General features: G+C 67.3%; 30 protein-coding genes. 17 read left to right on the plus strand and 13 right to left on the minus strand.

What is annotated here, in order from left to right; all coding sequences use genetic code 11:
- The first annotated feature begins 1 nt into the window (after window position 1).
- The gene (locus SAZ01S_RS15990) at window positions 2-1201 is read left to right on the plus strand and encodes an ABC transporter permease (protein ID WP_084583274.1); all 1200 of its coding nucleotides are present in this window, start codon (window positions 2-4) and stop codon (window positions 1199-1201) included.
- On the opposite strand, the gene SAZ01S_RS15995 is transcribed toward SAZ01S_RS15990, so the two are convergent.
- Both SAZ01S_RS15995 and SAZ01S_RS16000 read right to left on the minus strand, forming a co-directional pair.
- A complete protein-coding gene (locus SAZ01S_RS15995) occupies window positions 1170-1784 on the minus strand; it encodes a nucleotidyltransferase family protein (RefSeq protein WP_084583275.1) in 615 nt (204 codons plus the stop codon). The genes SAZ01S_RS15990 and SAZ01S_RS15995 overlap by 32 nt on opposite strands.
- A complete protein-coding gene (locus SAZ01S_RS16000; protein WP_084583276.1) occupies window positions 1771-2682 on the minus strand; it encodes an XdhC family protein in 912 nt (303 codons plus the stop codon). Before SAZ01S_RS16000 ends, SAZ01S_RS15995 begins: the two co-directional genes overlap by 14 nt.
- Window positions 2683-2748: 66 nt before the next feature.
- On the opposite strand from SAZ01S_RS16000, the gene SAZ01S_RS16005 reads away from it, so the two are divergent.
- Both SAZ01S_RS16005 and SAZ01S_RS16010 read left to right on the plus strand, forming a co-directional pair.
- Window positions 2749-3819 (plus strand): glycerophosphodiester phosphodiesterase, encoded by a 1071-nt coding sequence (locus SAZ01S_RS16005; protein WP_084583277.1) that lies wholly within the window; start codon window positions 2749-2751, stop codon window positions 3817-3819.
- A 10-nt stretch (window positions 3820-3829) separates the two neighbouring features.
- The gene (locus tag SAZ01S_RS16010) at window positions 3830-4054 is read left to right on the plus strand and encodes a hypothetical protein (RefSeq protein WP_084583278.1); all 225 of its coding nucleotides are present in this window, start codon (window positions 3830-3832) and stop codon (window positions 4052-4054) included.
- Window positions 4055-4186: 132 nt separating this feature from the next.
- On the opposite strand, the gene SAZ01S_RS16015 is transcribed toward SAZ01S_RS16010, so the two are convergent.
- From SAZ01S_RS16015 to SAZ01S_RS16025, 3 genes are read right to left on the minus strand one after another with little or no spacing between them, the layout of a single operon-like run.
- Entirely contained in the window at window positions 4187-5131 is a 945-nt protein-coding gene (locus SAZ01S_RS16015) for an alpha/beta fold hydrolase (protein ID WP_245824938.1), read from the minus strand.
- The gene (locus SAZ01S_RS16020) at window positions 5128-5337 is read right to left on the minus strand and encodes a helix-turn-helix transcriptional regulator (protein WP_084583279.1); all 210 of its coding nucleotides are present in this window, start codon (window positions 5335-5337) and stop codon (window positions 5128-5130) included. The genes SAZ01S_RS16015 and SAZ01S_RS16020 overlap by 4 nt, the downstream gene beginning before the upstream one ends.
- The gene (locus SAZ01S_RS16025) at window positions 5334-5747 is read right to left on the minus strand and encodes a hypothetical protein (RefSeq protein ID WP_084583280.1); all 414 of its coding nucleotides are present in this window, start codon (window positions 5745-5747) and stop codon (window positions 5334-5336) included. Before SAZ01S_RS16025 ends, SAZ01S_RS16020 begins: the two co-directional genes overlap by 4 nt.
- A 116-nt stretch (window positions 5748-5863) precedes the next feature.
- On the opposite strand from SAZ01S_RS16025, the gene SAZ01S_RS16030 reads away from it, so the two are divergent.
- Window positions 5864-6823, plus strand: coding sequence for an IS1595 family transposase (locus SAZ01S_RS16030; protein WP_084583281.1), 960 nt, complete (start codon window positions 5864-5866; stop codon window positions 6821-6823).
- A gap of 162 nt (window positions 6824-6985) precedes the next feature.
- Complete coding sequence (locus SAZ01S_RS23745; RefSeq protein WP_139810109.1) at window positions 6986-7678, plus strand: hypothetical protein; 693 nt, start codon at window positions 6986-6988, stop codon at window positions 7676-7678.
- A 292-nt stretch (window positions 7679-7970) separates the two neighbouring features.
- Here the strand turns inward: SAZ01S_RS23745 and SAZ01S_RS16035 are convergent, their stop codons facing one another.
- The gene (locus tag SAZ01S_RS16035) at window positions 7971-9365 is read right to left on the minus strand and encodes a UDP-N-acetylmuramate--L-alanine ligase (protein ID WP_084583282.1); all 1395 of its coding nucleotides are present in this window, start codon (window positions 9363-9365) and stop codon (window positions 7971-7973) included.
- Window positions 9366-9404: 39 nt separating this feature from the next.
- On the opposite strand from SAZ01S_RS16035, the gene SAZ01S_RS16040 reads away from it, so the two are divergent.
- Together SAZ01S_RS16040 and SAZ01S_RS16045 are read left to right on the plus strand one after the other, a co-directional pair.
- Window positions 9405-10223, plus strand: a complete 819-nt coding sequence (locus SAZ01S_RS16040; RefSeq protein WP_084583283.1) for an LD-carboxypeptidase — start codon at window positions 9405-9407, stop codon at window positions 10221-10223.
- On the plus strand, window positions 10220-11242 hold the full coding sequence (locus tag SAZ01S_RS16045) for a D-cysteine desulfhydrase family protein (RefSeq protein WP_084583284.1): 1023 nt from the start codon (window positions 10220-10222) through the stop codon (window positions 11240-11242). The genes SAZ01S_RS16040 and SAZ01S_RS16045 overlap by 4 nt, the downstream gene beginning before the upstream one ends.
- Before the next feature lie 233 nt (window positions 11243-11475).
- On the opposite strand, the gene SAZ01S_RS16050 is transcribed toward SAZ01S_RS16045, so the two are convergent.
- Window positions 11476-11832: a VOC family protein gene (locus tag SAZ01S_RS16050; protein WP_084583285.1), complete on the minus strand. Its 357-nt coding sequence runs from the start codon at window positions 11830-11832 to the stop codon at window positions 11476-11478.
- Window positions 11833-12089: 257 nt separating this feature from the next.
- Here SAZ01S_RS16050 and thrS point away from each other — a divergent pair, with 257 nt between their 5' ends.
- Together thrS and SAZ01S_RS16060 are read left to right on the plus strand one after the other, a co-directional pair.
- Window positions 12090-14081 (plus strand): threonine--tRNA ligase, encoded by a 1992-nt coding sequence (gene thrS, locus SAZ01S_RS16055; protein ID WP_174596134.1) that lies wholly within the window; start codon window positions 12090-12092, stop codon window positions 14079-14081.
- Window positions 14082-14302: 221 nt separating this feature from the next.
- Window positions 14303-14872, plus strand: a complete 570-nt coding sequence (locus SAZ01S_RS16060) for a Uma2 family endonuclease (protein WP_084583287.1) — start codon at window positions 14303-14305, stop codon at window positions 14870-14872.
- A gap of 35 nt (window positions 14873-14907) precedes the next feature.
- Here the strand turns inward: SAZ01S_RS16060 and SAZ01S_RS16065 are convergent, their stop codons facing one another.
- On the minus strand, window positions 14908-15603 hold the full coding sequence (locus SAZ01S_RS16065) for a hypothetical protein (protein ID WP_084583288.1): 696 nt from the start codon (window positions 15601-15603) through the stop codon (window positions 14908-14910).
- Window positions 15604-15827: 224 nt separating this feature from the next.
- Here SAZ01S_RS16065 and infC point away from each other — a divergent pair, with 224 nt between their 5' ends.
- Together infC and SAZ01S_RS16075 are read left to right on the plus strand one after the other, a co-directional pair.
- Window positions 15828-16364, plus strand: a complete 537-nt coding sequence (infC, locus tag SAZ01S_RS16070; RefSeq protein WP_029623153.1) for a translation initiation factor IF-3 — start codon at window positions 15828-15830, stop codon at window positions 16362-16364.
- On the plus strand, window positions 16364-17242 hold the full coding sequence (locus tag SAZ01S_RS16075) for a glycoside hydrolase family 16 protein (protein WP_084583289.1): 879 nt from the start codon (window positions 16364-16366) through the stop codon (window positions 17240-17242). Before infC ends, SAZ01S_RS16075 begins: the two co-directional genes overlap by 1 nt.
- 151 nt (window positions 17243-17393) lie before the next feature.
- Here SAZ01S_RS16075 and SAZ01S_RS16080 read toward each other — a convergent pair whose 3' ends face one another.
- The gene (locus tag SAZ01S_RS16080; protein WP_084583308.1) at window positions 17394-17711 is read right to left on the minus strand and encodes a 2Fe-2S iron-sulfur cluster-binding protein; all 318 of its coding nucleotides are present in this window, start codon (window positions 17709-17711) and stop codon (window positions 17394-17396) included.
- A gap of 63 nt (window positions 17712-17774) precedes the next feature.
- Between SAZ01S_RS16080 and SAZ01S_RS16085 the strand changes: the two genes are divergently transcribed.
- Both SAZ01S_RS16085 and SAZ01S_RS16090 read left to right on the plus strand, forming a co-directional pair.
- The gene (locus SAZ01S_RS16085) at window positions 17775-18398 is read left to right on the plus strand and encodes a DNA-3-methyladenine glycosylase family protein (protein WP_084583290.1); all 624 of its coding nucleotides are present in this window, start codon (window positions 17775-17777) and stop codon (window positions 18396-18398) included.
- Between the two features lie 185 nt (window positions 18399-18583).
- Complete coding sequence (locus SAZ01S_RS16090; RefSeq protein WP_084583291.1) at window positions 18584-19357, plus strand: hypothetical protein; 774 nt, start codon at window positions 18584-18586, stop codon at window positions 19355-19357.
- 46 nt (window positions 19358-19403) lie between these two features.
- On the opposite strand, the gene SAZ01S_RS16095 is transcribed toward SAZ01S_RS16090, so the two are convergent.
- The 3 genes from SAZ01S_RS16095 to SAZ01S_RS16105 all read right to left on the minus strand — a co-directional run bounded on the left by SAZ01S_RS16095 (window position 19404) and on the right by SAZ01S_RS16105 (window position 21774).
- Complete coding sequence (locus tag SAZ01S_RS16095) at window positions 19404-19685, minus strand: DUF3297 family protein (RefSeq protein ID WP_084583292.1); 282 nt, start codon at window positions 19683-19685, stop codon at window positions 19404-19406.
- 15 nt (window positions 19686-19700) lie between these two features.
- Window positions 19701-21341 carry an FAD-dependent oxidoreductase gene (locus tag SAZ01S_RS16100; protein ID WP_084583293.1) on the minus strand — a complete coding sequence of 547 codons (1641 nt, stop codon included), beginning with the start codon at window positions 21339-21341 and terminating at the stop codon, window positions 19701-19703.
- 67 nt (window positions 21342-21408) lie between these two features.
- The gene (locus tag SAZ01S_RS16105; RefSeq protein ID WP_084583294.1) at window positions 21409-21774 is read right to left on the minus strand and encodes a hypothetical protein; all 366 of its coding nucleotides are present in this window, start codon (window positions 21772-21774) and stop codon (window positions 21409-21411) included.
- 124 nt (window positions 21775-21898) lie between these two features.
- Between SAZ01S_RS16105 and SAZ01S_RS16110 the strand changes: the two genes are divergently transcribed.
- Window positions 21899-22354: an EVE domain-containing protein gene (locus SAZ01S_RS16110; protein ID WP_084583295.1), complete on the plus strand. Its 456-nt coding sequence runs from the start codon at window positions 21899-21901 to the stop codon at window positions 22352-22354.
- 341 nt (window positions 22355-22695) lie between these two features.
- On the plus strand, window positions 22696-23610 hold the full coding sequence (locus SAZ01S_RS16115) for a glutathione S-transferase family protein (protein ID WP_245824940.1): 915 nt from the start codon (window positions 22696-22698) through the stop codon (window positions 23608-23610).
- A gap of 21 nt (window positions 23611-23631) precedes the next feature.
- Here the strand turns inward: SAZ01S_RS16115 and SAZ01S_RS16120 are convergent, their stop codons facing one another.
- Window positions 23632-23982 carry a carboxymuconolactone decarboxylase family protein gene (locus SAZ01S_RS16120; protein WP_084583296.1) on the minus strand — a complete coding sequence of 117 codons (351 nt, stop codon included), beginning with the start codon at window positions 23980-23982 and terminating at the stop codon, window positions 23632-23634.
- 89 nt (window positions 23983-24071) lie between these two features.
- On the opposite strand from SAZ01S_RS16120, the gene SAZ01S_RS16125 reads away from it, so the two are divergent.
- Window positions 24072-24362: an ArsR/SmtB family transcription factor gene (locus SAZ01S_RS16125; protein WP_245824942.1), complete on the plus strand. Its 291-nt coding sequence runs from the start codon at window positions 24072-24074 to the stop codon at window positions 24360-24362.
- The gene (locus SAZ01S_RS16130) at window positions 24359-24886 is read left to right on the plus strand and encodes a rhodanese-like domain-containing protein (protein ID WP_084583298.1); all 528 of its coding nucleotides are present in this window, start codon (window positions 24359-24361) and stop codon (window positions 24884-24886) included. The genes SAZ01S_RS16125 and SAZ01S_RS16130 overlap by 4 nt, the downstream gene beginning before the upstream one ends.
- Window positions 24887-25002 lie beyond the last annotated feature (116 nt).

Consider the following 25002-nt stretch of genomic DNA (forward strand, 5'->3'; position numbering starts at 1 on the left):
CATGCTGTTCACCACCCTCCTCCTGTCGCTGCGCGAAATCCGCCGACACCTGCTGCGCTCGTTCCTGACGACGCTCGGCATCATCATCGGCGTGGCCGCGGTGATCACCATGGTGACACTCGGCAACGGCGTCTCGGCCTCGGTCCAGGCCTCGATCAGTTCGCTCGGCAACAATACACTCACCGTCTTTCCCAGCGGCGGCCGGCGCGGCGGCGGCAATGCCCCGCCGCAGTTCGAGAATGGCGACATCCAGGCGATCCGCCAGCAGGTGAGCGGCGTCAGCGCGGTCGCCCCGCAAGCCTCCGCCTCGGCGCTCGCGGTGCGCAACGCGCAGAACTGGAACGCGTCCGTTACCGGTACGAGCAACGATTATTTCGACGCGCAGAATCTCGAATTCGCGGGCGGGCGGCGCTTTACCGATGCGGAGCAGAGTGCCGGCAAATCGGTCTGCGTGATCGGCGACACGATCCGCGCCAACCTGTTCGCCAACGAGGATCCGGTCGGCGAGCGCTTCCGCCTCGGCACGGTCAGCTGCGAAGTGGTCGGCGTGCTCAAGAAGCGCGACAATGCCGGGTTCAGCGATCCCAATTCCACCGTCGTGCTACCGCTCAAGACGGTGCAGCGGCGCTTCGTCGGCAACCAGAATGTGCTGGCGATCCAGGTGGCGGTGGCCAAGGGCTATGACACCGCGACGGTCAAGCAGTCGCTCACCGGCCTGCTGCGCGAGCGCCGCCATATTGCCCCCGGCCAGCCCGACAATTTCGACATCTTCGACAGCGCCGAATTCGCCTCGACGGTCCAGAATCAGATGGCGCAGATGACGACCTTCGTCGCCGCGATCGCCGCGGTAAGCCTGCTCGTCGGCGGCATCGGCATCATGAACATCATGCTGGTGTCGGTGACCGAACGCACGCGCGAGATCGGCATACGCCTGGCGATCGGCGCACTCGGCAAGGAAGTGCTGCTGCAGTTCCTCGTTGAGGCGATCGCGCTCTCCTGTCTCGGCGGGCTCGTCGGCGTGGTGCTGGCCTTCTTCGCTTCCTGGGGCTTCGCAAGCTACGCCAAGCTGCCCTTCACCTTCGACCTGTCGATCAACTTGATCAGCTTCGGCATCTCGGCGCTGATCGGGATCGTGTTCGGCTTCTTCCCGGCACGGCGCGCCGCCGCGCTCAATCCGATCGACGCCTTGCGGCACGAATAGCCGCGGCGGCCTCGCGCTCGCGCAGGTCTTCCAGATCCTGGCGCGTGTCGATGTCGACCAGCTCCTCGGGCCGGGTGATGACATGATGACCGCGCAGGATCAGCTGCCGGGCGCCCGCATCGCCCTCGAGGCTGCACAGCTCGGCGAAATGATCGCGGCCGATCAGCGCCGGCGGCATCGGCTGCACGCCGTCGCTGGAGGCGACCAAGGTCGCGCCATTGTCCGAGGCGTCGAACAGACGGTAGCAATGCGCGGCGGTCACGCGCGGCATGTCGGCCAGCGCGATCAGCACCGCCTCGGCGCCCGCGGCCTCCGCCGCCGCCACACCATAGCGCACCGATCGCGCCTGGCCGAGCGCGCGGTCGGGATTCTCCACCACCTGGAAACCGCGCGCGGCGAAATCGAGCGCCGTGTCCCATACCACCGCGATGCGGGCGAGGAACGGCATGTTCTCGAGCGCGGTCACGACATGGAAGGCGAGCGGCTGGCCGAGATAGTCCTCGGTCAGCTTGTCGCCATCGGCGAAGCGTTCGGAGCGGCCGGCGGCAAGCAGGACGAGCGCGGTCTTTTCAGGTGTCAGCATGGAAGGTCTTCACCATGGCGGCAGCAATGGACAGGGCGATCTCGGACGGACCGATCGCCCCGATCGAAAGCCCCGCCGGCCCCTCGATCCGCGCGAGATCCTGCGCAGAGACGCCCGCGGCGCCAAGTCGTTCCAGCCGCGCCGCCTGGCTGCGCCGCGAGCCGAGCGCGGCAACATAGCCGGTCGGGTGCGCCAGCGCCGCGATCAGCGCCGCGTCGTCGATCTTGGGATCGTGGCTGAGCGTCACCACCGCGGTGGCCGGATCGGGCCTGAGCGCGGTCACCGCCTCGTCCGGCCAGCGATCGTCGAGCGTTACGCCGGGGAAGCGCTCCTCGGTGAGGAAGCGGCCGCGCGGATCGATCACCGTGGTCGCGATGCCCAGCTCGCGTGCGAGCCCGGCGAGCGCCTGCGCGATCTGCACCGCGCCGACGATCAGCAGCCGGCGCGGCGGATCGTAGCGATTGACGAAGCCCGCACTGCCAATCGCGCTCTGCCCGGTGGCGAGATCGGTGCCCACCTCCAGCGGATGCCCGTCGGCGCGCGCATCGCGGATCGCATCGAACAATGCGGGCGGGAAGCCATTCGCCGCCACCGGCTGCACCAGCACCGCGATCTGCCCGCCACAGGGCAGCCCCACCTCCCACGCCGCCGCATCGGCTACGCCATAATCCTTCACCACCGCCGGCGCGCCGGCGATCACCTCGGCGGCGGTCTGCAAGATGTCGGTCTCGACACAGCCGCCCGAGACCGAGCCTTCGAAGCGCCCATCCTCATGCACGAGCAGGTGGCTCCCGCGCGGGCGCGGCGCCGAGCCCCAGGTCGTCACTACCGTCGCCAGCGCCATCTTCGCGCCGCGCCAGGCCTCGGCCGCTGCCAATACGCTGTCGTTGTCGGCCACTTGTCTCGCTCCCGTCACATCGGCTGCCTAACCGCCTAGCCGAAGGAGAGTTTCGTGACGAGATGGATGCTACTGGCGACGGCCCTGCTGGCGCCCGCCGCCGCTTTCGGACAGGATCATGCGATGCAGAAGCCCATGCCCCGCCCCATGCCCCGGATCGTCGTCATCGGCCATCGCGGCGCCAGCGGCGAGCGGCCGGAACACACGCTGCTCTCCTACCAGCGCGCGATCGACACCGGCGCCGATTTCATCGAGCCCGATCTCGTTCCCACCAAGGATGGCGAGCTGGTCGCGCGGCACGAGAACGCCATCACCGACACCACCGACGTGGCGGCGCATCCCGAGTTCGCCGATCGCAAGACCACCAAGACGATCGACGGCCAGACGATCACCGGCTGGTTCACCGAGGACTTCACCCTTGCCGAGCTGAAGACGCTGCGCGCCAAGGAGCGGCTGCCCAAGATCCGCCCGGGCAACACCGCCTATGACGGCCAGGCGACGATCCCGACGCTCGACGAGATCATCGCGCTGGCGAAGAAGGAATCGGCGCGCCTCCACCGCACGATCGGCATCTATCCCGAGACCAAGCACCCGAGCTATTTCGCCTCGATCGGCCTGCCCCTCGAAGCGCGGCTGGTCGCCAAGCTCAAGGCCGCGGGCTGGGACCGCGCCGATGCGCCGGTGTTCATCCAGTCGTTCGAGGTCAACAACCTCAAGCAGCTCCACACGATGACCAAGGTGCCGCTGATCCAGCTGATGGCAGGTAGCGAAGGTCCGGCGGATCGCGCCTATGCCAGCTACAAGGAGATGGCGACGCCCGAGGGCCTGAAGGCCGTGGCGAAATACGCCTATGGCATCGGCCCGGAGCTGACCCAGATCCTCGCCACCGACGGCACGCCCTCGACGCTGGTCGCGGACGCCCATGCCGCGGGCCTGAAGCTCCACCCCTGGACCTTCCGCGCCGAGAATTTCTTCCTGATGCCCAGCTATCGCGTCGGCACCGATCCCGCCGCGCACGGCCGGCTCGCGGAGGAGATCACGGCGTTCCTCAAGGCCGGGATCGACGGCTTCTTCACCGATTTTCCTTCCATCGGCGTGCCGGCTCGGGATAGCTTCCTGAAAACCAACGGCAAGTAAGGCTTATTCGATGCGTATCCTCCCCGTCTTGCTGATGCTGCCGCTGCTCGCGGGGGGATGCGTGGTGAAGACCGCCGCCAATGTCGTGACCCTGCCGGTCAAGGCCGGGGCCAAGGCGGTCGACTGGACTACGACCAGCCAGGACGAAGCCGACCGCAACCGCGGCCGGGAGATGCGCAAGCGCGAGAAGGAATGCCGCAAGCATCCCGAACGCTGCCAGCAGGACGCGCGCTAAGCCCTATCTCATGCCCCTCCCGCTTGCGGGAGGGGCTAGGGGAGGGTGCGTGAGGTTCGCGGGAGACGACGGTTCAGAAAGAACCTCCACGTCACACCCTCCCCCATCCCCTCCCGCAAGCGGGAGGGGGGGTTATGCCGCCAGGAACGTCATCAACGCCCGCTCGAACACCGCCGGCTGGTCGAGCATGATGAAGTGGCCGCTGTCGCCGACGCCGCGGATCGTGACGTTCGGCGCACCGGCATATTGCGCGCGGTAGAGGCCAAGCACCTTCTCCTCGCCGCCGCGCGCGTCGGTCCAGGGCACCAGCACGGTGATCGGCGCGGCGATCCTGGGCAGCGCCGGCCGCAGGTCGGTGGTCAGGTCCTCGTAGATCGCCTGCCCGCTCACCCGCATGTCGGCCTGGGCCGACCAGCCGGCGACCGTGTCCTGCGAGCCAGGCTTCAGCGCATTCTGCCGCGCGATCGACTGGGCCAGGATCGGCGGGAAGGGCTTGCCGTACAGCCCCGCCATCTGCGCGCGCATCATCTCGGCGGGGGCCTTGGCGGCGTCCGCGTTCGGCAACCCGCCCCAGATCACGCCGAGAAACGGCAGCGCGTCGACGATCAGGGCCTTGCGCACATCCTCGGGGTGTTCGCGCGCCAGCCGGAGCGTCACCAGCCCGCCCATCGAATGGCCGACGACCGGCACCGCGCCGAGCTTGCGCCCGGCGATCAGCGTGTGGAGGTCCGCGACGATCCCGTCGAGGATCCCCGGCTGCCCATTGCCACGCGGATCGTCGCCGCCGAAGCCGTTGACCTGTACCAGATAGACGCGGTGGTTCTTGATCAGCTCGGGGACCACGCCGTCCCAGGTGGCGCGCGGGCTCGACAATCCGGGGATCAGCACCACCGGGCTGCCACGGCCGACGACCTGCACCGAGATATGGTCCATCTGCACCAGCGTATCGGCAGCAGTTACCGGCGCGAGCGCGCCATGGCTGTGGCCCGAGGCATTGGCGACGGCGATCGCCAGCGCCATGGCCAGCCAGCGGGTGGTGGAGACGCGGGAAGCGGCAAAGCAGAGGGCGCGGATCATCGGTCCTGCTCCTTGGCGGGGTTCATGAAAATCTCCTCGATCGCGAGACCGAACAGGTCGGCAATCTTGAAGGCGAGCGGCAGCGAGGGATCGTAACGCCCGGTCTCGATGGCGTTGACGCTCTGGCGCGAGACCTCGAGCCGTTCGGCGAGATCCTGCTGGCTCCACGCACGCTCGGCGCGAAGCACGCGGAGGCGGTTGTTCATGCGTCGGCGCCTACCCGGTCGCGCCAGGTCATCAGGCATTGCGCGGCGCCCCAGCTCGCACACCAGATCGGGAACGCCCAGAACACGTCGATCTGGCCGATCGCATGGTAGATCTGGAGGAAACCCAGCACCGCGGAGACGGCGAGCACCACGCCAATGCCGAACAGCATCGCGGTGACGATGCGCTGGCGCAGATATTCGTCGGTTTCCTCACGGACGTACAGCCCGATCACCGCGAGCATGGCGATGATGGCGATCGCCGGTAGGATCGAGAGCGCGATCAACGCAGCGCCGGTCGGCTGGAACCAGGCAACCGCAAGGCTCGTCGTCATGACCGTGACGACATAGCCGATCATCGCCGGAACGAAGCGTTTGAGATAGCGCCGGGCGGCGGGGGTTTTCAGCTGCATGGAAAGCTCCCTGTTCGATTTGACAAGCGAGCTTTACGTCAACCACGCTTTACATGTCAAGCGTGGTGGACATTATGTACTTTACAAAGCACCCATGATGCGGGTATATAATCCGCATGACGAACCTCACCGCTCCCCATTTCACCGACGAGAACGCGGCGCGCGAGCATCTTGAAGCGCTGCGCTGGCCTGAAGGCCCTGTGTGCCCGCACTGCGGTTCGGTGGAAGTGAAGCGGCTCCCGGCCCAGCGCGGCAAGCCGTCGAAGGCGCACCCCGAAGGCAAGCTTCGCGCTGGCGTTCTTCAGTGCAACGGGTGCCGTGGGCAGTTCACTGTGACGGTTGGCACGGTTTTCGCCGACAGCAAGGTTCCGCTCAACAAGTGGCTTCTCGCAACGCACCTTATGGTCGCGAGCAAGAAGGGTATTTCGGCCCACCAGCTACACCGCATGCTTGGCGTGACCTACAAAACCGCGTGGTTTATGGCCCACCGTATCCGCGAAGCGATGGTGCCCGATGACAACGGTCCAATGGGCGGCAACGGCGGCACGGTCGAGGTGGATGAAACCTTTATCGGCCGCGTTCCTGGCGAGAGCCGCATGGCGATCCACAACATGAACAAAATTGTGTCGCTGGTTGATCGCGTCACCGGCCGCGCCACCTCGGTCGTGTTCACCGGCAATTTCAGCCTCAAGAGCATTGCGCCGATCCTTGAGCAGCATGTGGCGAAGGACAGCCGCATTTTGACGGATGAAGCGCGCCACTATCGCGGCCTTGGCGTGCGCTTTGATGGCGGCCACCAGTCGGTAGCGCACGCTCGCGGTGAGTACGTCCGCAAGGGCACCGACATCCACACGAACACAATCGAAGGCTTTTTCGGCATCTTCAAACGCGGCATGCGTGGCGTGTATCAGCACTGCGGGTCGCAGCACCTACAGCGCTATCTTCGCGAGTTCGACTTCCGCTACTCGCATCGCGCGGCTCTGGGCGTAAATGATGACGAACGCTGCGAAATCGCACTGCGCGGTATCGCCGGTAAGAGGCTCACATATCGGCGGACTGCTGGCCTCGCAGCCTAAACATCCGGCTCTAGGCAGGAAGCGTAAACACCCTAGGAAGTCTTAGGGCGTTCCTGTGCCCGCTTTCCTGGCCTTGACTCTTTTGGCGCCTCATGCGGCTTAGGAGGCGTGCTCAGCATTCGGCGGAGTACGTCGTCTTCGTTCTGATGGTCGGTGTCAGTCATGGCAGATAGCTACCTCTTTGAAATCGAGCGAACCCGGTTTTACCGTCAAATTTGGCAGATGACGATGCTCTTGGCTGTGCACGCCAAAGCCGCATTTCCTTACCGCCCAAACCCCAATATTCACCTTAGCGGAAATACTATCCCCTTTAATCTAATTATGAATTTCGAAGGGGCGTACGAAATGTTTCGATCCAATCGAATCGGATCATCGATCCATTGGGGCAAGACGGAGCGACATCTAGCATCAAGGAAGTCCAATTATTTTGACACTAATCATTCCGGGTTTATGCATGACATATTTTCAGGTCTTTTTGTCCTGGCATTTGATCCATACATTTACTGGTTAAAATGCAATTACGGCACCAATTATCACTCATGGCCGCCATATTGCGCCTTCGCAAGGTTAGTTAGGAACGCAATATCACATTCAGGAACTGTAAATCTGAATAGTGAAAACGCGCCGTCTGGCGAATGGATGGGCACTAGGATTGGGCATGCTCAAAATGGAATGATAATTGGCGAGAAGATTACCATCGGTGATTACCTTGTGCTAATGTATGACTTGAACGAGGAACTTGAGGTGCTGGGAGCACCTCTCCATGCGACATGGCAGACTCTAAAATTTGTCGAAGGAGATCCTTCGATTGTTGAAGAGTCAAGACCTCCTCCTGATCAGGCAGCAATATCCTGAAGGCTTCGTAAGCCCCCTCCACCATCTCCTGAGTAACTTCAATCACGGGCTTGTCATGCCCCGCGTGTGCGGCTTGTTCCTCATGCTTTGTCATGTATATAATGTCCAGCGTGGTTGACGTGCACAATTCCTCCCCGGCACGGGGAGGGGGACCATGTGCGCCAGCACATGGTGGAGGGGCCGCCGCGCACGCGGCGGTGTCCAGCCCTGTCCAGGAAACCCGCGCCTTCGGCGCGGCCCCTCCACCACGCGGCGGTGCCGCGCGGTCCCCCTCCCCGTTCCGGGGAGGAATTTACGTGCCGAGCCGCGCCACCATGTCTTCGGCCAGCTGGCTGAGCGTGTCGTCGCGCGCGCCCATCACCACGATGCGGTCGCCGGGCCGCGCCTGCGCCACCAGATGCGCCGCCGCCGCCTCGCGGCCGGGGATGTGCAGCGCCTGCGCGCCGGTCGCCGCGACATCGGTGACGATGTCCGCGCTGGTCACCTCGCGCGCCACGGTGCCGCCCTGATAGACCGGGTCCGGCAGCACCAGCAGGTCCTCGGCACCCAGCTTGGTCGCGAACATCGCGACCAGCTCGCGCCGCATCACCTTGAGCGGGCCATAGCCATGCGGCTGGAACAGCAGCAGCAACCGGCCGGGAAAGGCGTGCAGCGTATCGAGCGTCGCCGCGATCTTGTCCGGGTTGTGCCCGAAATCGTCGATCACCGACACGCCGCCGCCCGTGCCGACCAGCTCGAACCGCCGCCGCAGCCCGGTGAAGCCCTCCACCGCCGCGCATACGTCCTCCAGCGGCACCCCCGCCGCGGTCGCCGCGCCGATCGCCGCCAGCGCATTGGCGACATTGTGCCGCCCCGGCACCTGCAGCCGCACGCGGCGCACCGTCTCGCCCCTCACCAGATCGAAGCCGATCGCGAAGGCCTCCGGCACCAGGTTCCGCGCCATCAGATCCGCCTCGCCCTCCACCGCGAAGGTCAGCGTCCGCCCGCGATCCAGCCCCACCGCCAGCGCCGCGCTCTCGGCATCGCCGACATTGACCACCGTCGTCGCCGCCTTGCCCGCAAAGGCGCCGAACAGCAGCCGCAATTCCTCCAGCGACTTGTGGTCGAGGCTGACATTGTTGAGCACCGCGATCCGCGGCCAATAGTTGGCGATCGAGCCGTCGCTCTCGTCCACCTCGCTGACAAAGGCATCCCCCGCCCCCACCAGCGCGCTGGCGAAGGGCGCGTCCGGCGTGGCGAAATTCTTCATCACCGCGCCGTTCATCACCGTCGGGTCGCGCCCGCAGGCATGGAGGATCCAGCCGATCATCCCCGTCACGGTCGACTTACCGCTGGTCCCCGCCACGCCGATCGGCAGCGGCGAGGCGTTGAACAGGCTCGCCAGCAGCTCGGCCCGCGACATCCGCGCGCAGCCCAGTTCGGCCGCGCGCACCATGTCCGGCACGGTCGGTTCGATCGCGGCGGAGGCGACCACCACCTGCTCGGCCGACTGCACGCCGCTGCCGTCCTGGGGGAACAGGTCCACCCCACGCGAGCGCAGCCAGTCGAACTTGGAGGCCAGCCGCCCGCCATCGAGACTGCGGTCCGAACCCGAGACCCGGGCGCCCCGGCCGGCGAGGATCATCGCCAGCGGCATCATCCCCGAACCGCCGATCCCTACGAAGAAGGTTGCTTTGCCATGCTGCATGGGCACGCTATCGGCAATTCGAGGAGACCATACAAGCATATGCGGATCGGAGTCGTCGCGCCGGCGCGGCCAGTCACCCGGGAATCGTCTGCCCGCATGGCGGCGTTCATGGCACTCACCTACCCGGAGCATGAGGTGGTGTTCCACCCGCAATGCTATCTCTCGGCCGGCCATTTCGCCGGCACCGATGCCGAGCGCGCGGCGGCGTTCCTGGAGTTCGCCAACGATCCGACGATCGACGCGATCTGGTTCGCGCGCGGCGGCTATGGCTCGAACCGCATCCTCGACGCGGTGATGCCGCACCTCGGCGAGGCGGCGCGGCGCAAGACCTATATGGGCTTCTCCGACATGGGTTTCCTGCTCGGCGCGCTCTACGCCCGCGGCATCGGCCATCCGGTCCATGCCTCGATGGCGAGCAGCATCGGCAAGAACGATGCCGGGGTGGATACCGGCTGGGCGCTCGGCTGGCTGATCGAACGCGACCGCCGCGGGCTCGACCCCGCGCTCGCCGATGGCCGCCCCGCCGCCGCCTTCAACCTCGCGATCCTGACGTCGCTGATCGGCAGCAAGTACCTGCCCGACCTCACCGACCATGTGCTGATGATCGAGGAAGTGGACGAGCCCCTCTACCGGATCGACCGGATGCTGTTCAACATGGCCCATGCCGAACAGTTGAAGGGCATCGCCGGCATCCGCTTGGGGGCGGTCACCGCGATCGCCGAGAACGACCCGCCCTTCGGCGAGACCGTGGACGAGATGATCCTGCGCTGGTGCAAGGAGATGGGCGTCCCCTATCTCGGCCGCTGCGCGGTCGGGCACATCTCGACCAACCACGTCGTCCCGTTCGGGGTCGCATGAGCCCCGATCCGCACGCGCTGCGTGCGCGCCACGGCGCGGTAGCGCTGCTCGCCCACCCCTCGCCGATCGAGCGGCTGGCGCGGCTGGAGGCGGCGCTGGGCACCGACGTGCGGATCTATGTGAAGCGCGACGATGTGGCAGGCATCGGCGGCGGCGGCAACAAGCTGCGCAAGCTCGAATTCCTGCTCGGCGACGCAATCGCGCAAGGGTGCGACACCTTCGTCACCACCGGCGGCCTGCAATCGAACCATTGCCGGCTGAGCGCGGCAGCCGCGGCGCGGATGGGCCTCGCCTGCGAGCTGGTGCTGGCCGATGTCGTCCCGCGCCACGACGCCGACTATCGCCGCAACGGCAACCTGCTGCTCGACGCGATCTTCGGCGCGACCGTCCACCGCGTGTCCGGCGACACGGATCCGCTCGCCTTCGCCCATGTCCGCGCCGAGGCGCTGCGGGCGGAGGGGCGCAAACCCTATGTGGTGGGCGCGGGCGGATCGTCGTCGGTCGGCGCGCTCGGCTATGTCGCCTGCGCCTGGGAGATCCTTGCGCAGGAAACCGCGCTGGGCGAGCGCTTCGCCCGCATCGTCGTGCCCAATGGCAGCACCGGCACCCATGCGGGCCTAGCCGCCGGCATGGCGGCGGCAGGCGCGGACGTCACGCGCGTCATGTCCTACGCCGTCCTCGCCACCCCCGAGCGCGCCCATGCCGAGACGCTGGCACTCGCCCAGGCGACGCTCGCCGCCAACGCCCTGCCGGGCGGCGTGACGGCGGCGGAGGTGGCGATCGACGGCAGCCAGCGTGGGCCCGGCTATGGCCTCCCCACGGATGCGATGCGCGAAGCGGTGGAACTGCTCGCCCGCACCGAGGGCCTGCTGCTCGACCCCGTCTACAGCGGCAAGGCCTTTGCCGGACTGCTAGCGGCGATCCGGGGCGGCACGTTTCGGGCGGGCGAGGCGGTGCTGTACGTCATGACCGGCGGCGTGCCGGGGCTGTTTGCGTATCGGGAGATGTTTGAAAGCTAGAATGTTAGTCGGGCTCAAACAATTCCCGCGCGTAAGGCAGGTCACCCAAACGTTCGAGATAGCAGGCAGCATGACACGGCCAAGACTGGTTCCCTTCTCCATTAGTGGCGATGGATAGCCAGCATGGATCTACGTCTCCACGCTCGACGGGCTGCGAGCAGAAGCAACAAACGCCTTCGATATTGAACGCCATGAGTCTCAAACCGTCCTTCCGCAAATAGCGGGAAAGCCGCTCACCTCTCCAGCACCCGCCCAACCCGCACCAGCGCGCCATCGGGATCAGACACCGCGAACTCGTACGTCCCCCACGACATCGCGTGCGGCGTGCCGGGCTGGATAATCGCCTCGCGCACCCGATCCGCCACCGCGTCGACATCCTCGACATAGAGGTAGAGCCCGAAGGGATTGTCCGGGGCCTGGGGCGTGTTCGGCTCGTGCCGCAGGTGCAGGTGCCAGCCGCGGTCGTCGGCGAGGATGCGATAATAGCCATAGTCGCTGGCCACCTCCAGCCCCAGCCGGCGATAGAAGGCGGTGCTCGCGTCGAGGTCGCGGCAGGGCAGGATGGCGACGATGTGGTGGCTGGCGTCCATGCCGGCAGGCTATGCTGGCCGGGCCGGGCGCGCCACCCCAAAGCGTTCGCTACCAACCCCTCCCCCCTCGCGGGGGAGGGAGGGGCCCGCTGCCGCAGGCAGTGGGAGGGAGAGGGGGAGGAGAAGAAGGGCGGCACCCCTAAATCCCCCCCCCCCGCCCCATCCCCTTTTCGCGAGCGCTTGCCTATATCGCACCCGCGCGGGCATAAGCCGCTCTCCATTCCACACCCATGAAAGGGGTTCTTCCCGTGTCCGAGATGTTCCGCATTACGCTGCCCGACGGTTCCGTCCGCGAGGTAGCCCCGGGGACTACCCCGGCGGACATCGCCGCGGCGATCGGCCCCGGCCTCGCCAAGGCGGCGCTCGCCGCGCGCGTCGATGGCGAACTGCGCGACATCGGCCGTCCGTTCGAGGGCGATGCGAACCTCGCGCTCGTCACCGCCAAGGACGAGGCCGACGCGCTCGAACTCGCGCGCCACGATTATGCGCATATCCTCGCCGAAGCGGTGCAGCACCTGTTCCCGGGCACGCAGATCACCTTCGGCCCGTCGACCGACGACGGCTTCTACTATGACTTCGCCCCCAAGGACCGCCCCTTCACCGAGGAGGATCTGCCGGCGATCGAGGAGGAGATGCGCCGCATCATCGCGCGCGACGAGCCGCTGATCCGCGAAGTCTGGTCGCGCGCCGACCTGATCGCGCGCTGGACCGCGCAAGGGGAAACCTTCAAGGCCGAGTGGGCCAAGGAACTCCCCGAGGGCGAGGAACTCACGGTTTACCGCGCCGGCAAGGGCGAGGACGCCTGGCTCGACATGTGCCGCGGGCCCCACCTCGCCTCCACCGGCAAGGTGGCGGCGGATGCGTTCAAGCTGACCCGCGTGTCGGGCGCCTATTGGCGCGGCGACCAGAAGAACGCGATGCTCAGCCGCATCTACGGCACCGGCTGGCTGAACAAGAAGCAGCTCCAGGAGCATCTGACGCGCCTGGAGGAGGCCGCCAAGCGCGACCACCGCAAGCTCGGCGCGGAGATGGACCTGTTCCACCTCCAGCAGGAGGCCCATGGCTCGGTGTTCTGGCACCCCAATGGCTATGTCATCTACCGCGTGCTCGAGGACTATATGCGCCGCGCGGTCAACGGCGCGGGCAGCAAGGAAGTGAAGACCCCGCAGGTGATGGACGCGCGCCAGTGGGAGCAGTCCGGCCACTGGGGCAAGTATCGCCAGAACATGTTCGTCATCCCCGACGAGACCCCGAACATCGAGGACGAGGGTCCGATGGTGTCCGAGGACGCGCAGTGGATGGCGCTCAAGCCGATGAACTGCCCCGCGCACATCCTGATCTTCAAGCAGGGCATCAAGTCGTATCGCGACCTGCCGATGCGGCTGGTCGAGAATGGCTGCTGCCACCGCAACGAGCCGCACGGCGCGCTGCACGGGCTGATGCGCGTCCGCCAGTTCACTCAGGACGACGGCCACATCTTCTGCCGCGAAGACCAGATCGTCGACGAGGTGAAGGCGTTCTGCGCGCTCGCTGACCGGGTCTACAAGCATTTCGGCTTCACCTATGCGATCAAGCTCGCGCTGCGCCCCGAGAAGCGCTTCGGCACCGAGGAGATGTGGGACCAGGCCGAGAACGAGCTGCGCGACGCCGTCGTCGCCGCCGGCCTGGCGACGCCCGAATATGGCTGGGAGGAACTGCCCGGCGAAGGCGCCTTCTACGCGCCCAAGCTGGAATGGCACCTCACCGATGCGATCGGCCGCACCTGGCAGGTCGGCACCATCCAGTCGGACCGGGTGCTGCCCGAGCGACTCGATGCGTCCTATGTCGGCGAGGATGGCGAGCGCCACCGCCCGGTGATGCTCCACCGCGCGATCTTCGGCTCGTACGAGCGTTTCATCGGCATCCTGATCGAGCATTTCGCCGGCAAGCTGCCGACCTGGCTCGCCCCGGTGCAGGCGGTGGTCGCGACGATCGTCTCCGATGCCGACGACTATGCCCGTGAGGTGGTGGCGAAGCTTCAGGCGGCGGGGATCCGCGTCGAGAGCGACCTGCGCAACGAGAAGATCAACTACAAGGTGCGCGAGCACTCGCTGGCCAAGGTGCCCAACCTGCTGGTCGTCGGCAAGCGCGAGGCGGAGGAGAGCACCGTCGCGCTCCGCGTGCTCGGCAGCCAGGGCCAGACCATGCTGACGCTGGACGAGGCGATCGCGCGGCTCAAGGCCGAGGCGCTGGCACCGGATCTGCGCTGACCGACGCTCAAGTCCCCCTCCCGCTTGCGGGAGGGGTTAGGGGAGGGTGAGAGAGGGTAGCAGGCGACACGCCGCGATGGCGCGGAGAGCGCAAAAGGGCTCCTTCTTCCGCCGCATGCTCGGCTTTCAGCACACACCCTCCCCCGACCCCTCCCGCACGCGGGAGGGGAGCGTCGGCGACGAGCCTCGCGCCATAATCGAGAAGCTGCTATCCTCAGCCCATGACGCTGTTCCAGAACGTGCGCCGGGGCCTCCTCCCTGCCCGTCTGACGGTCGACGAGGTCTACGATCTCACGGCCGCCGGCGTGCTGCGCGAGAACGAGCATCTCGAGCTGATCGAGGGGGAGGTGGTGCCGATGGCGGCTGCCAAGGCAAGCTGGCATTCGATCATGGAAGGCAAGCTGAACTGGGCGCTGGCCCGGGGCCTGCCGGACGCGGTCCGCGTCTATCCCGCTCCCTCGCTGACGCTGGCACCGGATACGCTGGTGGAGCCGGATCTTCTGGTCGTTCCCAAAGGCACGAGGATGCGCGAGATCGGCGGGCCCGACGTGCTGCTGCTGATCGAAGTGGCGGACAGCTCCCTGCCGTACGACCTGCGCGTCAAGGCGCCGCTCTACGCCAGGCATGGCGTGCGCGACTATTGGGTGGTCGACGCGGTCCGCCAGACGATCCGCATCCACCGCGCGGCCGAGAACGGCGTCTACACCGATGTCGAGGAATATGAGGCGCATGACACGGTCGCGCCGCTGCTCTTCCCGGATGTGACGATACGCCTCGACACGCTGGACTGAGCGGGCGGCGCGCGAAGGCGCCGCCCGCGCCAGCCTCAGAAGCGGTACTTCAGCCCGAACTGCAGGATCGGGTAGACCTGATAGTCGTTCGCCGAATCCTGCAGCTTCTGGCGCTGCTTGGCGAGTTCGTTGCGGTAGGTGGTGCCGGCAATCGTCGGATCGGTCGCCAGCGTGCCGTTCGAGGTGAAGTCGCGGATCCGCACCGCGCCCTGGAACAGCGCGCCTGCCTCGACGGTGAAGGCCAGGCCCTTGCGCAGCTTGCCGCCATAGCCGAGCGTCAGCTGCGGCGCGAATTCGCGCAGGTCGGCGCGGCCGGTGATGGTGCCGATCTGCTCGGGGGTGAACACCAGGCTGCCGATCCTGGTCGGGCCGTTCGGCGTCGCGCGGACATTGCCGTCGGTGCCGTTGTAGCGCGCGCCGCCCGAGATGCGGAAGCCGCCGCCCAGCGGATAGACGTCGAGGATCACGCCTGCCGACGACAGCTTGGCATGGCCGTCATATTCGATGCCGCCCGAGCTGAAGCTGTGGTCGACACCCAGGAACCCGCCATTGGCGCGCACGCCGACATGCTGGTTGAAGCGGTAGCCGATCTCCGGCCCCACGCCCAGCGAGCCGGCCGTCACGCCGACGCTTGCCTTGCCCTGCGCTTCGCCGGTGGTGGATTGCGCCAGCGCATGGCCGGCAAGAGTCATCGCGGCAAGACTTGCCGCCGCACGAAACAGTCGCTGCATGGTATTCCCCGCAAGGCCGGCACCCGGAAATGTCCGCCGGCGTCCAGGCCATTATAGACGCAGGATCAGCTACATGGCGGAGGACGAAGGGTTTTTCCGGCGATCTGCGACATGGGCCGCGCACCGCCGCCACAGAATGGTGCGGGAGGGACCTTCTCTCCGGGACAGTAATTGTCTATATAGGGCGCTGATCAACTACAGGAGCCAGTCTTATACGTTCTCCCATGCCCCGGCGCCCGATGGCGCCCGCGATGCCGCTGAACGGGCCGCGGTTTAACGAATTCATCCAGTCGCCCAAGGTTCGCGTGATCGACCAGGACGGCGAAAACCTTGGCGTGATGTACACGCGTGAGGCGATGGCGCAGGCAGCCGAGGTCGGGCTCGACCTTGTCGAAGTGTCGCCCAACGCCGATCCGCCCGTCGCCAAGTTCCTCGATGTCGGCAAGTTCAAGTACGAGGCGCAGAAGAAGGCGAACCTCGCACGCAAGACCCAGAAGACGCAGGAGATCAAAGAGATCAAGATGCGTCCCAACATCGACGATCACGATTACGACGTGAAGATGCGCAACGTGCTGAAGTTCATCGGCGAAGGCGACAAGGTGAAGATCACCCTGCGCTTCCGCGGCCGTGAGCTTTCGCATGGCCAGCTCGGCATGCAGCTTCTCCAGCGCGTCCAGCAGGATGCGGCGGAAGTGGCGAAGGTCGAAAGCTATCCGCGCATGGAAGGCCGTCAGATGCTGATGGTGCTCTCGCCCAAGTGATGCGCGCGCGGCGGCTCGCCCATGCGGCCGCCGCCGCAGCCTGGTTCCTGCCGGCAGCGGCGGTCGCGCAGACCGCCGCCTTGCCGCCCGTGCCCGCCGCCACCGACGAATCGATCGCCATCCCCAAGGGCGCGCGACTCGTCTGGGCGGACGAGTTCGACTCCGGCCGCCTGCCCGATACCAAGCGCTGGACGTACGATACCGCCCGCAACCGCGAAGGCTGGTACAACCAGGAACTGCAATATTACGCCGCCAACCGCGCCGAGAATGCGCGGATCGAGAACGGTCATCTCGTCATCGAGGCACGCCGCGAGCGGCTGTCGAGCGAGCCCGATTATGGCGGCCAGGACTATAGCTCCGCGCGCCTGCTCACCCGCGGTCTCGCCAGTTGGACCTATGGCTTTATCGAAGTCCGCGCCAAGCTCGCCTGCGGCAAGGGGCTGTGGCCGGCGATCTGGCTGCTCGGCACCGACGGCAAGGCCGGCTGGCCGCGGCTCGGCGAAATCGACGTGATGGAACTGGTCGGCTGGGATCCGCAGACGGTGCACGGCACCATCCATACCGGCGCCTATAACCACGCCCAGCACACCCAGAAGGGTGCGACCACCCAGGTGGCGGACGCCTGCACCGCCTTCCATACCTATCAGCTAGACTGGACCAGGGACCGCATCCTGATCGGCGTCGACGGCCATGCCTATATGCGCTTCGACAACGACCATAAGGGCGATCCCGCCACCTGGCCGTTCGACAAGCCGCAATATCTGCTGCTCAACGTCGCGGTCGGCGGCTGGGGCGGCACCCATGGCATCGACCCCGCCGCCTTCCCGGCGCGGATGGAGGTGGAGTATGTCCGCGTCTGGCAGACGGTCGCGCGGTGACCCCCACTCGCCCTTCCGTTATTCCCGCGAAGGCGGGAATCCATTGGCGCTGAAGCCGCGGTTCCTGCCCCCAGCGCGCAGGCGAATGGATCCCTGCCCTCGCGGGGATGACGGAGGGGGTGGCAGTACCCGCCGCCCCCCCCGCCCATCCTCAATCCTCGGCAGCAATCCGCACGCGCAGACCGTCCAGCGCATCGGTGAACGGGATCTGGCACGACAGCCGCGAGGTCGCGTCGCGATCGCTCGTGCTGTCGAGCAGATCGTCCTCGTCCATGCTCATCGTCGGCAGTTTGTCCGCAAATTCCGGGTCGACATGCACATGGCAGGTGGCGCAGCTGCAGCAGCCGCCGCACAGCGCCAGCAGCTCGTCGAAACCATTGTCGCGAATCACTTCCATCACGCTGAGACCGGCTTGGCCGGTTACCGTCCGTTCGGTTCCGTCACGCGTCACGACCGTAAGCTGGGGCATCTGCATCTCCTTGGTTTGCCGCGTCCATGCCGGTGAACCGCACCCGTTTCAAGGAAGCAATCCATGGGTTTGACCGCCGACCAGCTGAAGGGATCGATCGACGCATTGGCAGCGCTCGAACCCGCCTTCGCTGCCGCGCTGGAACGCGCCGGTTATCCGCCCCCGCGCATCCGCGAGCGCGGCTATGCGACGCTGTTGCGCACGATCGTCGGCCAGCAGGTGAGCGTCGCCGCTGCCACCTCGGTGTGGAACAAGCTCGACGCGGCGCTCGGCGATGCCGAAAACCCAGCGCTGCTGGCCGCGGCCAGCGACGAGCTGCTGCGCAGCGCCGGCCTGTCGCGGCAGAAGATGGGCTATGCCCGAAGCCTGTCCGAGCAGGTGACCAGCGGCACGCTCGATCTCGCCGCACTGCCGCAGGACGACGAGGAAGCGATCGCCGCACTCACCCGCATCAAGGGCATCGGCCGCTGGTCGGCGGAGATCTATCTGCTGTTCGCGGAAGGCCGGCCGGACATCTGGCCCGCCGGCGACCTGGCGGTGCAGATCGAGATCGGCCGCATCCTCGGCCATCCCGAGCGCCCGAGCGAGAAGCAGACCCGCGCCTGGTCCGAGGCGTGGCGCCCGCACCGCGGCGCCGCGGCGATCTTCGCCTGGCACCATTACGGCATGGTGAAGAGCGCGATCTGAGCCCCCAAAAGCCCCTCCCCTTCGGGGGAGGGGTTGGGGTGGGGCCTGACCGGCAAGCGAATCCCGGCCTGACGGCTGCTTCCCAGAAGGAACAGGGAACGACTGCAAAGGCACAAAAGCCCCTTTTTCTCCCGCCCCACCCATGCGAGCGTACCCCCACACGATGGCGAGCGACGGAGGGGATCATGCAGGCGCTCAAAGGACTCGCAGCCCGCACGCTGACTTCGGCGCTGCGCCCCGCTCCCAACGCCACTGCAGCTCTCGGCAGCGTAGCGACAATCCAACGGCGCGCCTGCCTCCTCGCCGTCGCAGGCCTGCTCGCCCCTGCCGCGTCGATCGCCCAGTTCACGCCGCCTGCCGGCTTCACGGGCACGGCCGGGCCGGCGGTAGCGCCGCAGGCGGAACCGGGCATGCCCCACATCGAACCGCTCGATCGCACCGCAGTCGAGCGGCGCATTCGCCTGCTCCCCGGCTATGCCAATGCCGCGAAGGCCCACGCGAAGGTGGTCGGCGCCTACACGATCGCCGAAACCCCAGGCACGCGCTTCGTCGATGCATGGGCGCTCGGCTTTCTGCCGCTCAATCTCAAGCGTAGCGACGGCAGCTGCCTTGTGCTGGACGTGGACTATGTCGGGCGCACGCTATCCAATGCCCGGCTCCGCCCGATCGGCTGCGACGCGCGGCGCGTCGTCGAGAAACCCACTGCCGTGCCACCCAGCGGGTCGGCGCTCCGCTATATCGGCACCGGATGGAGCTTTTCGGCGTGGCGCGACGCCAAGGCGGCGGAGACGCTGGTCACCCGCCCCTTCGCGAAGACGTTCGAGCCGTTCTTCGCCATCCGGATGGATGTGTTTGCCATCGCCGCCGCGAACGGGGTCGATTGGCCCGGCGGCAACGTGACGCTGGCCGGCCGTATCGACGGGCGACTGGCGATCGTCGTCCTCGACGTAGGCTATTGAAGCGAACGGGCGGGCTGCCGGCGTCCGGCAGCCGCCACCCTCGAGATCAGCCCTCGGCGCTTTCCTCGCCCTCGGCCGCAGCCGCCTCGCCGCCGCTCTGGAACCACGCCTCGACCGGGCCGACCAGCTTGATCGTCAGCGGGTTGCCCTTGCGATCGGTCTTCTTGCCGAGCGCGACGCGCACCCAGCCTTCGGAGATGCAATATTCTTCGACATCGCGGCGCTCGACGCCCTTGAACTTGATGCCGACGCCGCGCTCCAGCAGTTCGCGGGCGAAATAGGGGCTGCTCGGGTTGACCGACAGACGATCGGGAGGGGTATCGCTCATGCCCGGCTCATGCCGTCATTCGGCCGCCGGTTCAAGATAGCGGTGGATGGCCGAGACCACCACCGATCCCTCGCCCACGCCCGAGGCGACGCGCTTGACCGACCCCGACCGCACATCACCGACCGCGAACACGCCCGGCGCCGACGAGCAGAAATAGGTCTCGCCGCTGCCGGTGCGCACGAAGCCGCCGCCGTCGAGATCGACACAGCCTTCGAGCCAGCTGGTGTTCGGCACCGCGCCGATCATCACGAACAGCCCGCCCACCGGGCGGCGTTCCACCGCGCCGGTCGTGCGATCGGTCCATTCGAGCCCGGTCAGCGCGCGCTCGCCTTCCAGCGCGGTGACTTCGGTGAAGGGGTGAAGCGTGATCTGCTCCGATGCCTCGATCCGGTCGATCAGGTAGCGCGACATCGTCGCGGCGAGGCCAGGGCCGCGGACCAGCACATGGACGTGCGCCGCGTGCCGGGCGAGAAAGACCGCCGCCTGCCCCGCCGAATTGCCGCCGCCGACCACCACCACCTCGGCGCCGGCACACAGCCCGGCCTCCATCGCGGTGGCGGCATAATAGATGCCGTTACCTTCGAGCTCGGCATAGCGTGGCAGGTCGAGCTTGCGGTAGCGGGCGCCGGTCGCGACCACCACTGCGCGCGCCTGCAGCGTCGCGCCGTCGTCGAGATGGAGCCGCAGCGGCCGCTCCTCGCACTCGATCCGCACCACCGAGCGCGATACCAGCAGCCGCGCGCCGAACTTCTGCGCCTGCACCTGCGCGCGGCCGGCCAGCGCCTGCCCCGAAATGCCGGTGGGGAACCCCAGATAATTCTCGATCTTCGAGCTGGTCCCCGCCTGCCCGCCGGGCGCCACCGCCTCGATCACGATCGTCTCCAGCCCTTCGGAGGCGGCATAGACCGCCGCCGCCAGCCCCGCCGGCCCGGCCCCCACCACCGCAAGGTCGTGGACATGGGCGGGATCGAGCGCGGTCGCGAGCCCGAGTGCATCGGCAAGCGCGGCATTGGCCGGGTTGCGCAGCACGCGGCCTTCCAGCACCACCACCGGCAGGTCGGCTTCGGTCAGCGCAAAGCATTCGAGGAACCCTGCGGCGTCCGGATCGGTGTCGGTATCGATCCGCCGGTGCGGCATCGCGTTGCGGGTGAGGAAAGTCTCGATCCGCCCCATGTCGGCGCCGTGGCCCGGCCCGGCCAGCGCGACGCCGGCATCGCTGTGGCGCAGCAGCCCGACGCGGCGCAGGATGAAGGCGCGCATCACGATCTCGCCGATATCGGGCTCGGCCGCCATCATCCGGCGGAACGACAGGCGGTCGATCCGCACCACCCGCGTGCCCGGCAGCGCGCGGGCGCTCACCAGGATCTTGCGGTCGTTGAACAGGTCGAGCTCGCCGGTGAACTGGCCGGGTAGATGGGTATGCACCGGGTGCTGGTGGCCTTCCGAATCAATATCAATGATCTCGATCCCGCCAGCGAGGCAGAGGAAGAAATCGACGCTGCGATCGCCCCTGCGATACAGCATGGCGCCGTCGGCCAGCGCCTCCTCGCTGCCGAAGCTGGCGACCCGCCCCGCCATCTCGGGGGTTAGGACCGGGAAGGTCTGGGCGGATCGCGCATAGGGATCGGCCGGATCGAGCGATTCGGAAGGTGCCATGGCGCCATCCTACCCGTTCGGTGGTCGCGCGCGACCCATCTCAAGAGATGATCGCGCGCCCGATCCGCTAATCGCAGTAACGGACCAGCACCGGCCGTTCGAGATACGGATCCCAGACCCGCCGCACGTTGCAATATTCATAGTAGCGATAGCGCGGGTAATTGTCGCGATACCAATAGCCGTCGGTCGGATAATAGCCGCGCTCGCGGTAGAAGCGGCGGTCGTAATCATAGCGATGGTCGTTCGAGATCGCCGCGCCGATCGCCAGCCCCGCAATGCCCGCCACCAGCGCCGCCCCGGCAGCGTCGCCGCCACGGTCGCGGTAATAATGGCGGTGCCAGCGCCAGTCCTGCGCCTGGGCGGGCGCGGCGGCGGCGAGCAGGCTCGCGCCCGCGGCGATGCCCAGCACCAGCTTCTTGGCCAGATGGTTCATCCTACTTCTCCTCACCTCCGGGCGCCGGCGAGTCGGGCGGCGCCGATGCCTCCTCGTACGGAAACGCGGCTTAATCGGTGCGGAACCGGCTATTCAGCCGCGGTTTAGCTGGGTAACGGGCGACATGGCCTACTGGATCCTTCGCTCCGAACCCGACGTCTATGGCTGGGATGACCTGGTGCGCGACGGCAGCACCGAATGGAACGGCGTGCGCAACTACACCGCCCGCAATTTCCTGAAGGACATGGTCCCCGGCGACCAGGCGATCTTCTACCATTCGAACATCCAGAAGGCCGCGGTGGGGATCATGGAGATCACCCGCGCCTGGCAGCCGGACGGCGACGACGGCAAATGGGCAAGCGTGGAAGTGAAGGCGCTGCAGCCGCTCGCCAAGCCCGTACCCCTGCCCGAGATCAAGGCCGAACCGCGGCTCAAGGACCTCGAGATGGTGCGCCAGTCGCGCCTGTCGGTGACGCCGGTGCGGCCGGAGGAGTGGGCGGTACTGCTGGAGATGAGCGGAACGGCACCGGATCGTCAAGGTCGATCGGCACGCGGTTCGACTTGTCGGGCTTCTTCCTGAACGCCCGGCCAACCCCCTTGCCGGCATCGCCGACCAGCTTGAAGAAATTGGTCGATTCGCCCGGTTCATCGCAGCAGCTGCCCGGGCTGATCACCTTGCCGACGCCGCGCACCAGCGTGGTCGCCGCGCCGAAGAGGTCGACGCCCACGATACAGCCTCCCATCTGCGTCGCGCACGGCGCGGAGCTGGCGTTCAGGGCGCCGATGCCGGTAAGGTCCGGATTGCTCGGCCGGGGCCGATCGGGTGGACCGCGCTCCTCCGGCAGCGGCAGCCGCGGCGCATCGACGTCCTTGCCGCACACCACGATCTGATCGCCATTGGTCTGGGCCGAGGCGCAAGGGTTGGCGAGCACCGACCAGCGCTGGCTGCCGTTCGCCGCCTGCTCCGGCGCATCGACGGTGGCGCTGGCACTAGCCGTGACGGCAGGTGCGGCCACCCGGTCCTGGAGCGGCAATCCGAACAGCAACGCGGCCAGCAACATCACGCACCCTCCCAGCACGACGCGCCCCTTAGATCATGCCGCGGCGCGAAGCGGAAGCGCATTCCGCACGCCCTCCCACTGCGCTAGCCTCGTCCCGCCGCCCGCGGAGTCGCTGCCGATGCCGATCACGCTCACCGTTTTCGAGGATTCGCCCGATCGCGGGCGCGGCCTCGCGCGCGACATGCAGGTGCGCTGGGCGCTGGAGGAACTGGGCCTGGCCTACGCCGTGCGCGGCGTCTCGTTCGCGACGATGAAGGGGGCCGAGCATCTCGCCCGCCAGCCCTTCGGCCAGATCCCCGCCTTCGAGGAAGACGGGCTGACGCTGTTCGAGTCGGGCGCGATCGTGCTGCACCTCGCCGAGCGCCACCCCGGCCTGTTGCCCGCGGACCCGCATGCCCGCGCCCGCGCGCTCGCCTGGATGTTCGCCGCAGTCAGCACGATCGAGCCGCCGATCGTCGAATGGGCGATGGCACGGATGCTCGAGCGGGACGCGGACTGGTTCGCGGCGCGCCAGCCGATGCTGGAGGAGCGCGTCCGCACCCGCCTCGCCCAGCTTGCCGCGCGGCTGGGCGAGCGCGACTGGCTGGAAGGCGGCTTCACGGCTGCGGACCTGCTGATGATCAGCGTGCTACGAAGGCTCGAACGCGCGCCGATGCTGCCCGAACAGCCACGACTGGTGGCATACATCGCCCGCGGCGAGGCGCGTCCGGCATTCCAGCGGGCATTCGCGGCACAGCGCGCCCTGTTCGAAGCGCGGGCGCGCGCCAACGACTGACAGGCGCTCCGTCGCTGTCCGTCAGCCTCCCGATTCGGCGAACTGGTCATAGGCCCGCAGCGCGTCCGCAGCGTACATCAGCGCCGGGCCGCCGCCCATATACACGCACATGCCCAGCACCTCGGCGATCTCCGCGCGGCTCGCGCCCATGCCGACCAATGCCTTGGCATGGAAGCCGATGCAGCCGTCGCAGCGCTGGGTGACGCCGATCGCCAGTGCGATCAGCTCCTTGGTCTTGGCGTCCACCGCCCCTTCCGCCCCGGCCGCTTTCGCCATGGCGTGGAAACCCGCCATCGTTTCGGGCGCCAGCTTGCGCAGCTGGGCGGAATAGGCGGAAATATCCTGGGTCAGCGCGCGATAATCCTTCGCCATCGGGCAACTCCTTATTGATTCGTACATCTATGAATTGATATATAGATGGAATGAACACAAGTCTGTCCGTGAATCCCCTGATGGAAGCGATGGCGCCCAAGGCCGCGGGCGCGGCCGCGCTGCTTTCCGGCCTCGCCAATCCGCACCGGCTGATGATCCTGTGCGCGCTGGTGGAGGGGGAGCGCAGCGTCGGGGCGCTGATCGAAGCGACGGGCATCGCGCCGACCTCGATGTCGCAGCATCTCAATAAGCTGAAGGACGAGGGCATCGTCGCCGCGCGGCGCGAGCATCGCACGCTCTTCTATTCGATCACCCACCCTGCCGCGCACGACCTGATGGCGGTGCTCCACGCCCATTTCTGCGGAAAGGAAGACGCATGACCGCGACGATTTCGGCCCCCGAGGCGCACCGCCTGCTCGCCAGCGGCGCGGCGCTGCTGATCGACGTGCGCGAGCCCGACGAGTTCCGGGCGCGCCACATCCCGTACGCCGCCTCGATGCCGCTGGGCAGCCTGCCGGCGCTGCTGGCCGATGCCGATCTGCCGGCCGACCGGCTGCTGATCTTCCAGTGCCAGAAGGGCACGCGCGGCGGCCGGGCCTGTGCGCTGGCGGAGCAGGTCGTCGGCGATCGGGTGCGCAATCTGGACGGTGGGATCGAGGCCTGGGCCGCCGCCGGGCTGCCGGTGGCGGGCGCTGGTGCGCCGCGCGTGTCGATCTTCCGCCAGGTGCAGATGATCGTCGGGCTGCTGGTGCTGGCCGGCACGCTCGCCGGGCTGGCGGGGTTCGTGCCGGGCTTCTACGCGGCCGGGTTCTTCGGGTTCATGCTGGCCTTTGCGGGGGGCAGCGGCTGGTGCGGGCTGGGGATGGCGCTGCAGCGCATGCCGTGGAACCGCGTGGCCGCCTGAGCCCAGGCCGCCGCCGCCACGCGGGTTTCCTCCCCCGGAGCAAGGCTCCGGGGGAGGGGGACCGCCGCCGCAGGCGGTGGTGGAGGGGGCCGAAGCGGGATTTCCCCCCCCCCCCC

This window comes from Sphingomonas azotifigens NBRC 15497 (assembly GCF_002091475.1).
GTDB classification, from domain to species: domain Bacteria; phylum Pseudomonadota; class Alphaproteobacteria; order Sphingomonadales; family Sphingomonadaceae; genus Sphingomonas; species Sphingomonas azotifigens.

What these genes read in the sequence shown, in the direction of transcription:
- SAZ01S_RS16010 (WP_084583278.1), top strand. Translation starts at nt 3,830, where the DNA reads ATGCGTATCCTCCCCGTCTTGCTGATGCTGCCGCTGCTCGCGGGGGGA.
- SAZ01S_RS16105 (WP_084583294.1), bottom strand. Translation starts at nt 21,774, where the DNA reads ATGAACCATCTGGCCAAGAAGCTGGTGCTGGGCATCGCCGCGGGCGCG.
- SAZ01S_RS15990 (WP_084583274.1), top strand. Translation starts at nt 2, where the DNA reads ATGCTGTTCACCACCCTCCTCCTGTCGCTGCGCGAAATCCGCCGACAC.
- SAZ01S_RS16020 (WP_084583279.1), bottom strand. Translation starts at nt 5,337, where the DNA reads ATGAACAACCGCCTCCGCGTGCTTCGCGCCGAGCGTGCGTGGAGCCAG.
- SAZ01S_RS16035 (WP_084583282.1), bottom strand. Translation starts at nt 9,365, where the DNA reads ATGCAGCATGGCAAAGCAACCTTCTTCGTAGGGATCGGCGGTTCGGGG.
- SAZ01S_RS15995 (WP_084583275.1), bottom strand. Translation starts at nt 1,784, where the DNA reads ATGCTGACACCTGAAAAGACCGCGCTCGTCCTGCTTGCCGCCGGCCGC.
- SAZ01S_RS16030 (WP_084583281.1), top strand. Translation starts at nt 5,864, where the DNA reads ATGACGAACCTCACCGCTCCCCATTTCACCGACGAGAACGCGGCGCGC.
- SAZ01S_RS16060 (WP_084583287.1), top strand. Translation starts at nt 14,303, where the DNA reads ATGACGCTGTTCCAGAACGTGCGCCGGGGCCTCCTCCCTGCCCGTCTG.
- infC (WP_029623153.1), top strand. Translation starts at nt 15,828, where the DNA reads ATGCCCCGGCGCCCGATGGCGCCCGCGATGCCGCTGAACGGGCCGCGG.
- SAZ01S_RS16095 (WP_084583292.1), bottom strand. Translation starts at nt 19,685, where the DNA reads ATGAGCGATACCCCTCCCGATCGTCTGTCGGTCAACCCGAGCAGCCCC.
- SAZ01S_RS16080 (WP_084583308.1), bottom strand. Translation starts at nt 17,711, where the DNA reads ATGCCCCAGCTTACGGTCGTGACGCGTGACGGAACCGAACGGACGGTA.
- SAZ01S_RS16050 (WP_084583285.1), bottom strand. Translation starts at nt 11,832, where the DNA reads ATGGACGCCAGCCACCACATCGTCGCCATCCTGCCCTGCCGCGACCTC.
- SAZ01S_RS16100 (WP_084583293.1), bottom strand. Translation starts at nt 21,341, where the DNA reads ATGGCACCTTCCGAATCGCTCGATCCGGCCGATCCCTATGCGCGATCC.
- SAZ01S_RS16120 (WP_084583296.1), bottom strand. Translation starts at nt 23,982, where the DNA reads ATGGCGAAGGATTATCGCGCGCTGACCCAGGATATTTCCGCCTATTCC.
- SAZ01S_RS16090 (WP_084583291.1), top strand. Translation starts at nt 18,584, where the DNA reads ATGCAGGCGCTCAAAGGACTCGCAGCCCGCACGCTGACTTCGGCGCTG.
- SAZ01S_RS16110 (WP_084583295.1), top strand. Translation starts at nt 21,899, where the DNA reads ATGGCCTACTGGATCCTTCGCTCCGAACCCGACGTCTATGGCTGGGAT.
- SAZ01S_RS16015 (WP_245824938.1), bottom strand. Translation starts at nt 5,131, where the DNA reads ATGATCCGCGCCCTCTGCTTTGCCGCTTCCCGCGTCTCCACCACCCGC.
- SAZ01S_RS16005 (WP_084583277.1), top strand. Translation starts at nt 2,749, where the DNA reads ATGCTACTGGCGACGGCCCTGCTGGCGCCCGCCGCCGCTTTCGGACAG.
- SAZ01S_RS16130 (WP_084583298.1), top strand. Translation starts at nt 24,359, where the DNA reads ATGACCGCGACGATTTCGGCCCCCGAGGCGCACCGCCTGCTCGCCAGC.
- thrS (WP_174596134.1), top strand. Translation starts at nt 12,090, where the DNA reads ATGTTCCGCATTACGCTGCCCGACGGTTCCGTCCGCGAGGTAGCCCCG.
- SAZ01S_RS16085 (WP_084583290.1), top strand. Translation starts at nt 17,775, where the DNA reads ATGGGTTTGACCGCCGACCAGCTGAAGGGATCGATCGACGCATTGGCA.
- SAZ01S_RS16040 (WP_084583283.1), top strand. Translation starts at nt 9,405, where the DNA reads ATGCGGATCGGAGTCGTCGCGCCGGCGCGGCCAGTCACCCGGGAATCG.
- SAZ01S_RS16045 (WP_084583284.1), top strand. Translation starts at nt 10,220, where the DNA reads ATGAGCCCCGATCCGCACGCGCTGCGTGCGCGCCACGGCGCGGTAGCG.
- SAZ01S_RS16125 (WP_245824942.1), top strand. Translation starts at nt 24,072, where the DNA reads ATGGCGCCCAAGGCCGCGGGCGCGGCCGCGCTGCTTTCCGGCCTCGCC.
- SAZ01S_RS23745 (WP_139810109.1), top strand. Translation starts at nt 6,986, where the DNA reads ATGGCAGATAGCTACCTCTTTGAAATCGAGCGAACCCGGTTTTACCGT.
- SAZ01S_RS16025 (WP_084583280.1), bottom strand. Translation starts at nt 5,747, where the DNA reads ATGCAGCTGAAAACCCCCGCCGCCCGGCGCTATCTCAAACGCTTCGTT.
- SAZ01S_RS16065 (WP_084583288.1), bottom strand. Translation starts at nt 15,603, where the DNA reads ATGCAGCGACTGTTTCGTGCGGCGGCAAGTCTTGCCGCGATGACTCTT.
- SAZ01S_RS16075 (WP_084583289.1), top strand. Translation starts at nt 16,364, where the DNA reads ATGCGCGCGCGGCGGCTCGCCCATGCGGCCGCCGCCGCAGCCTGGTTC.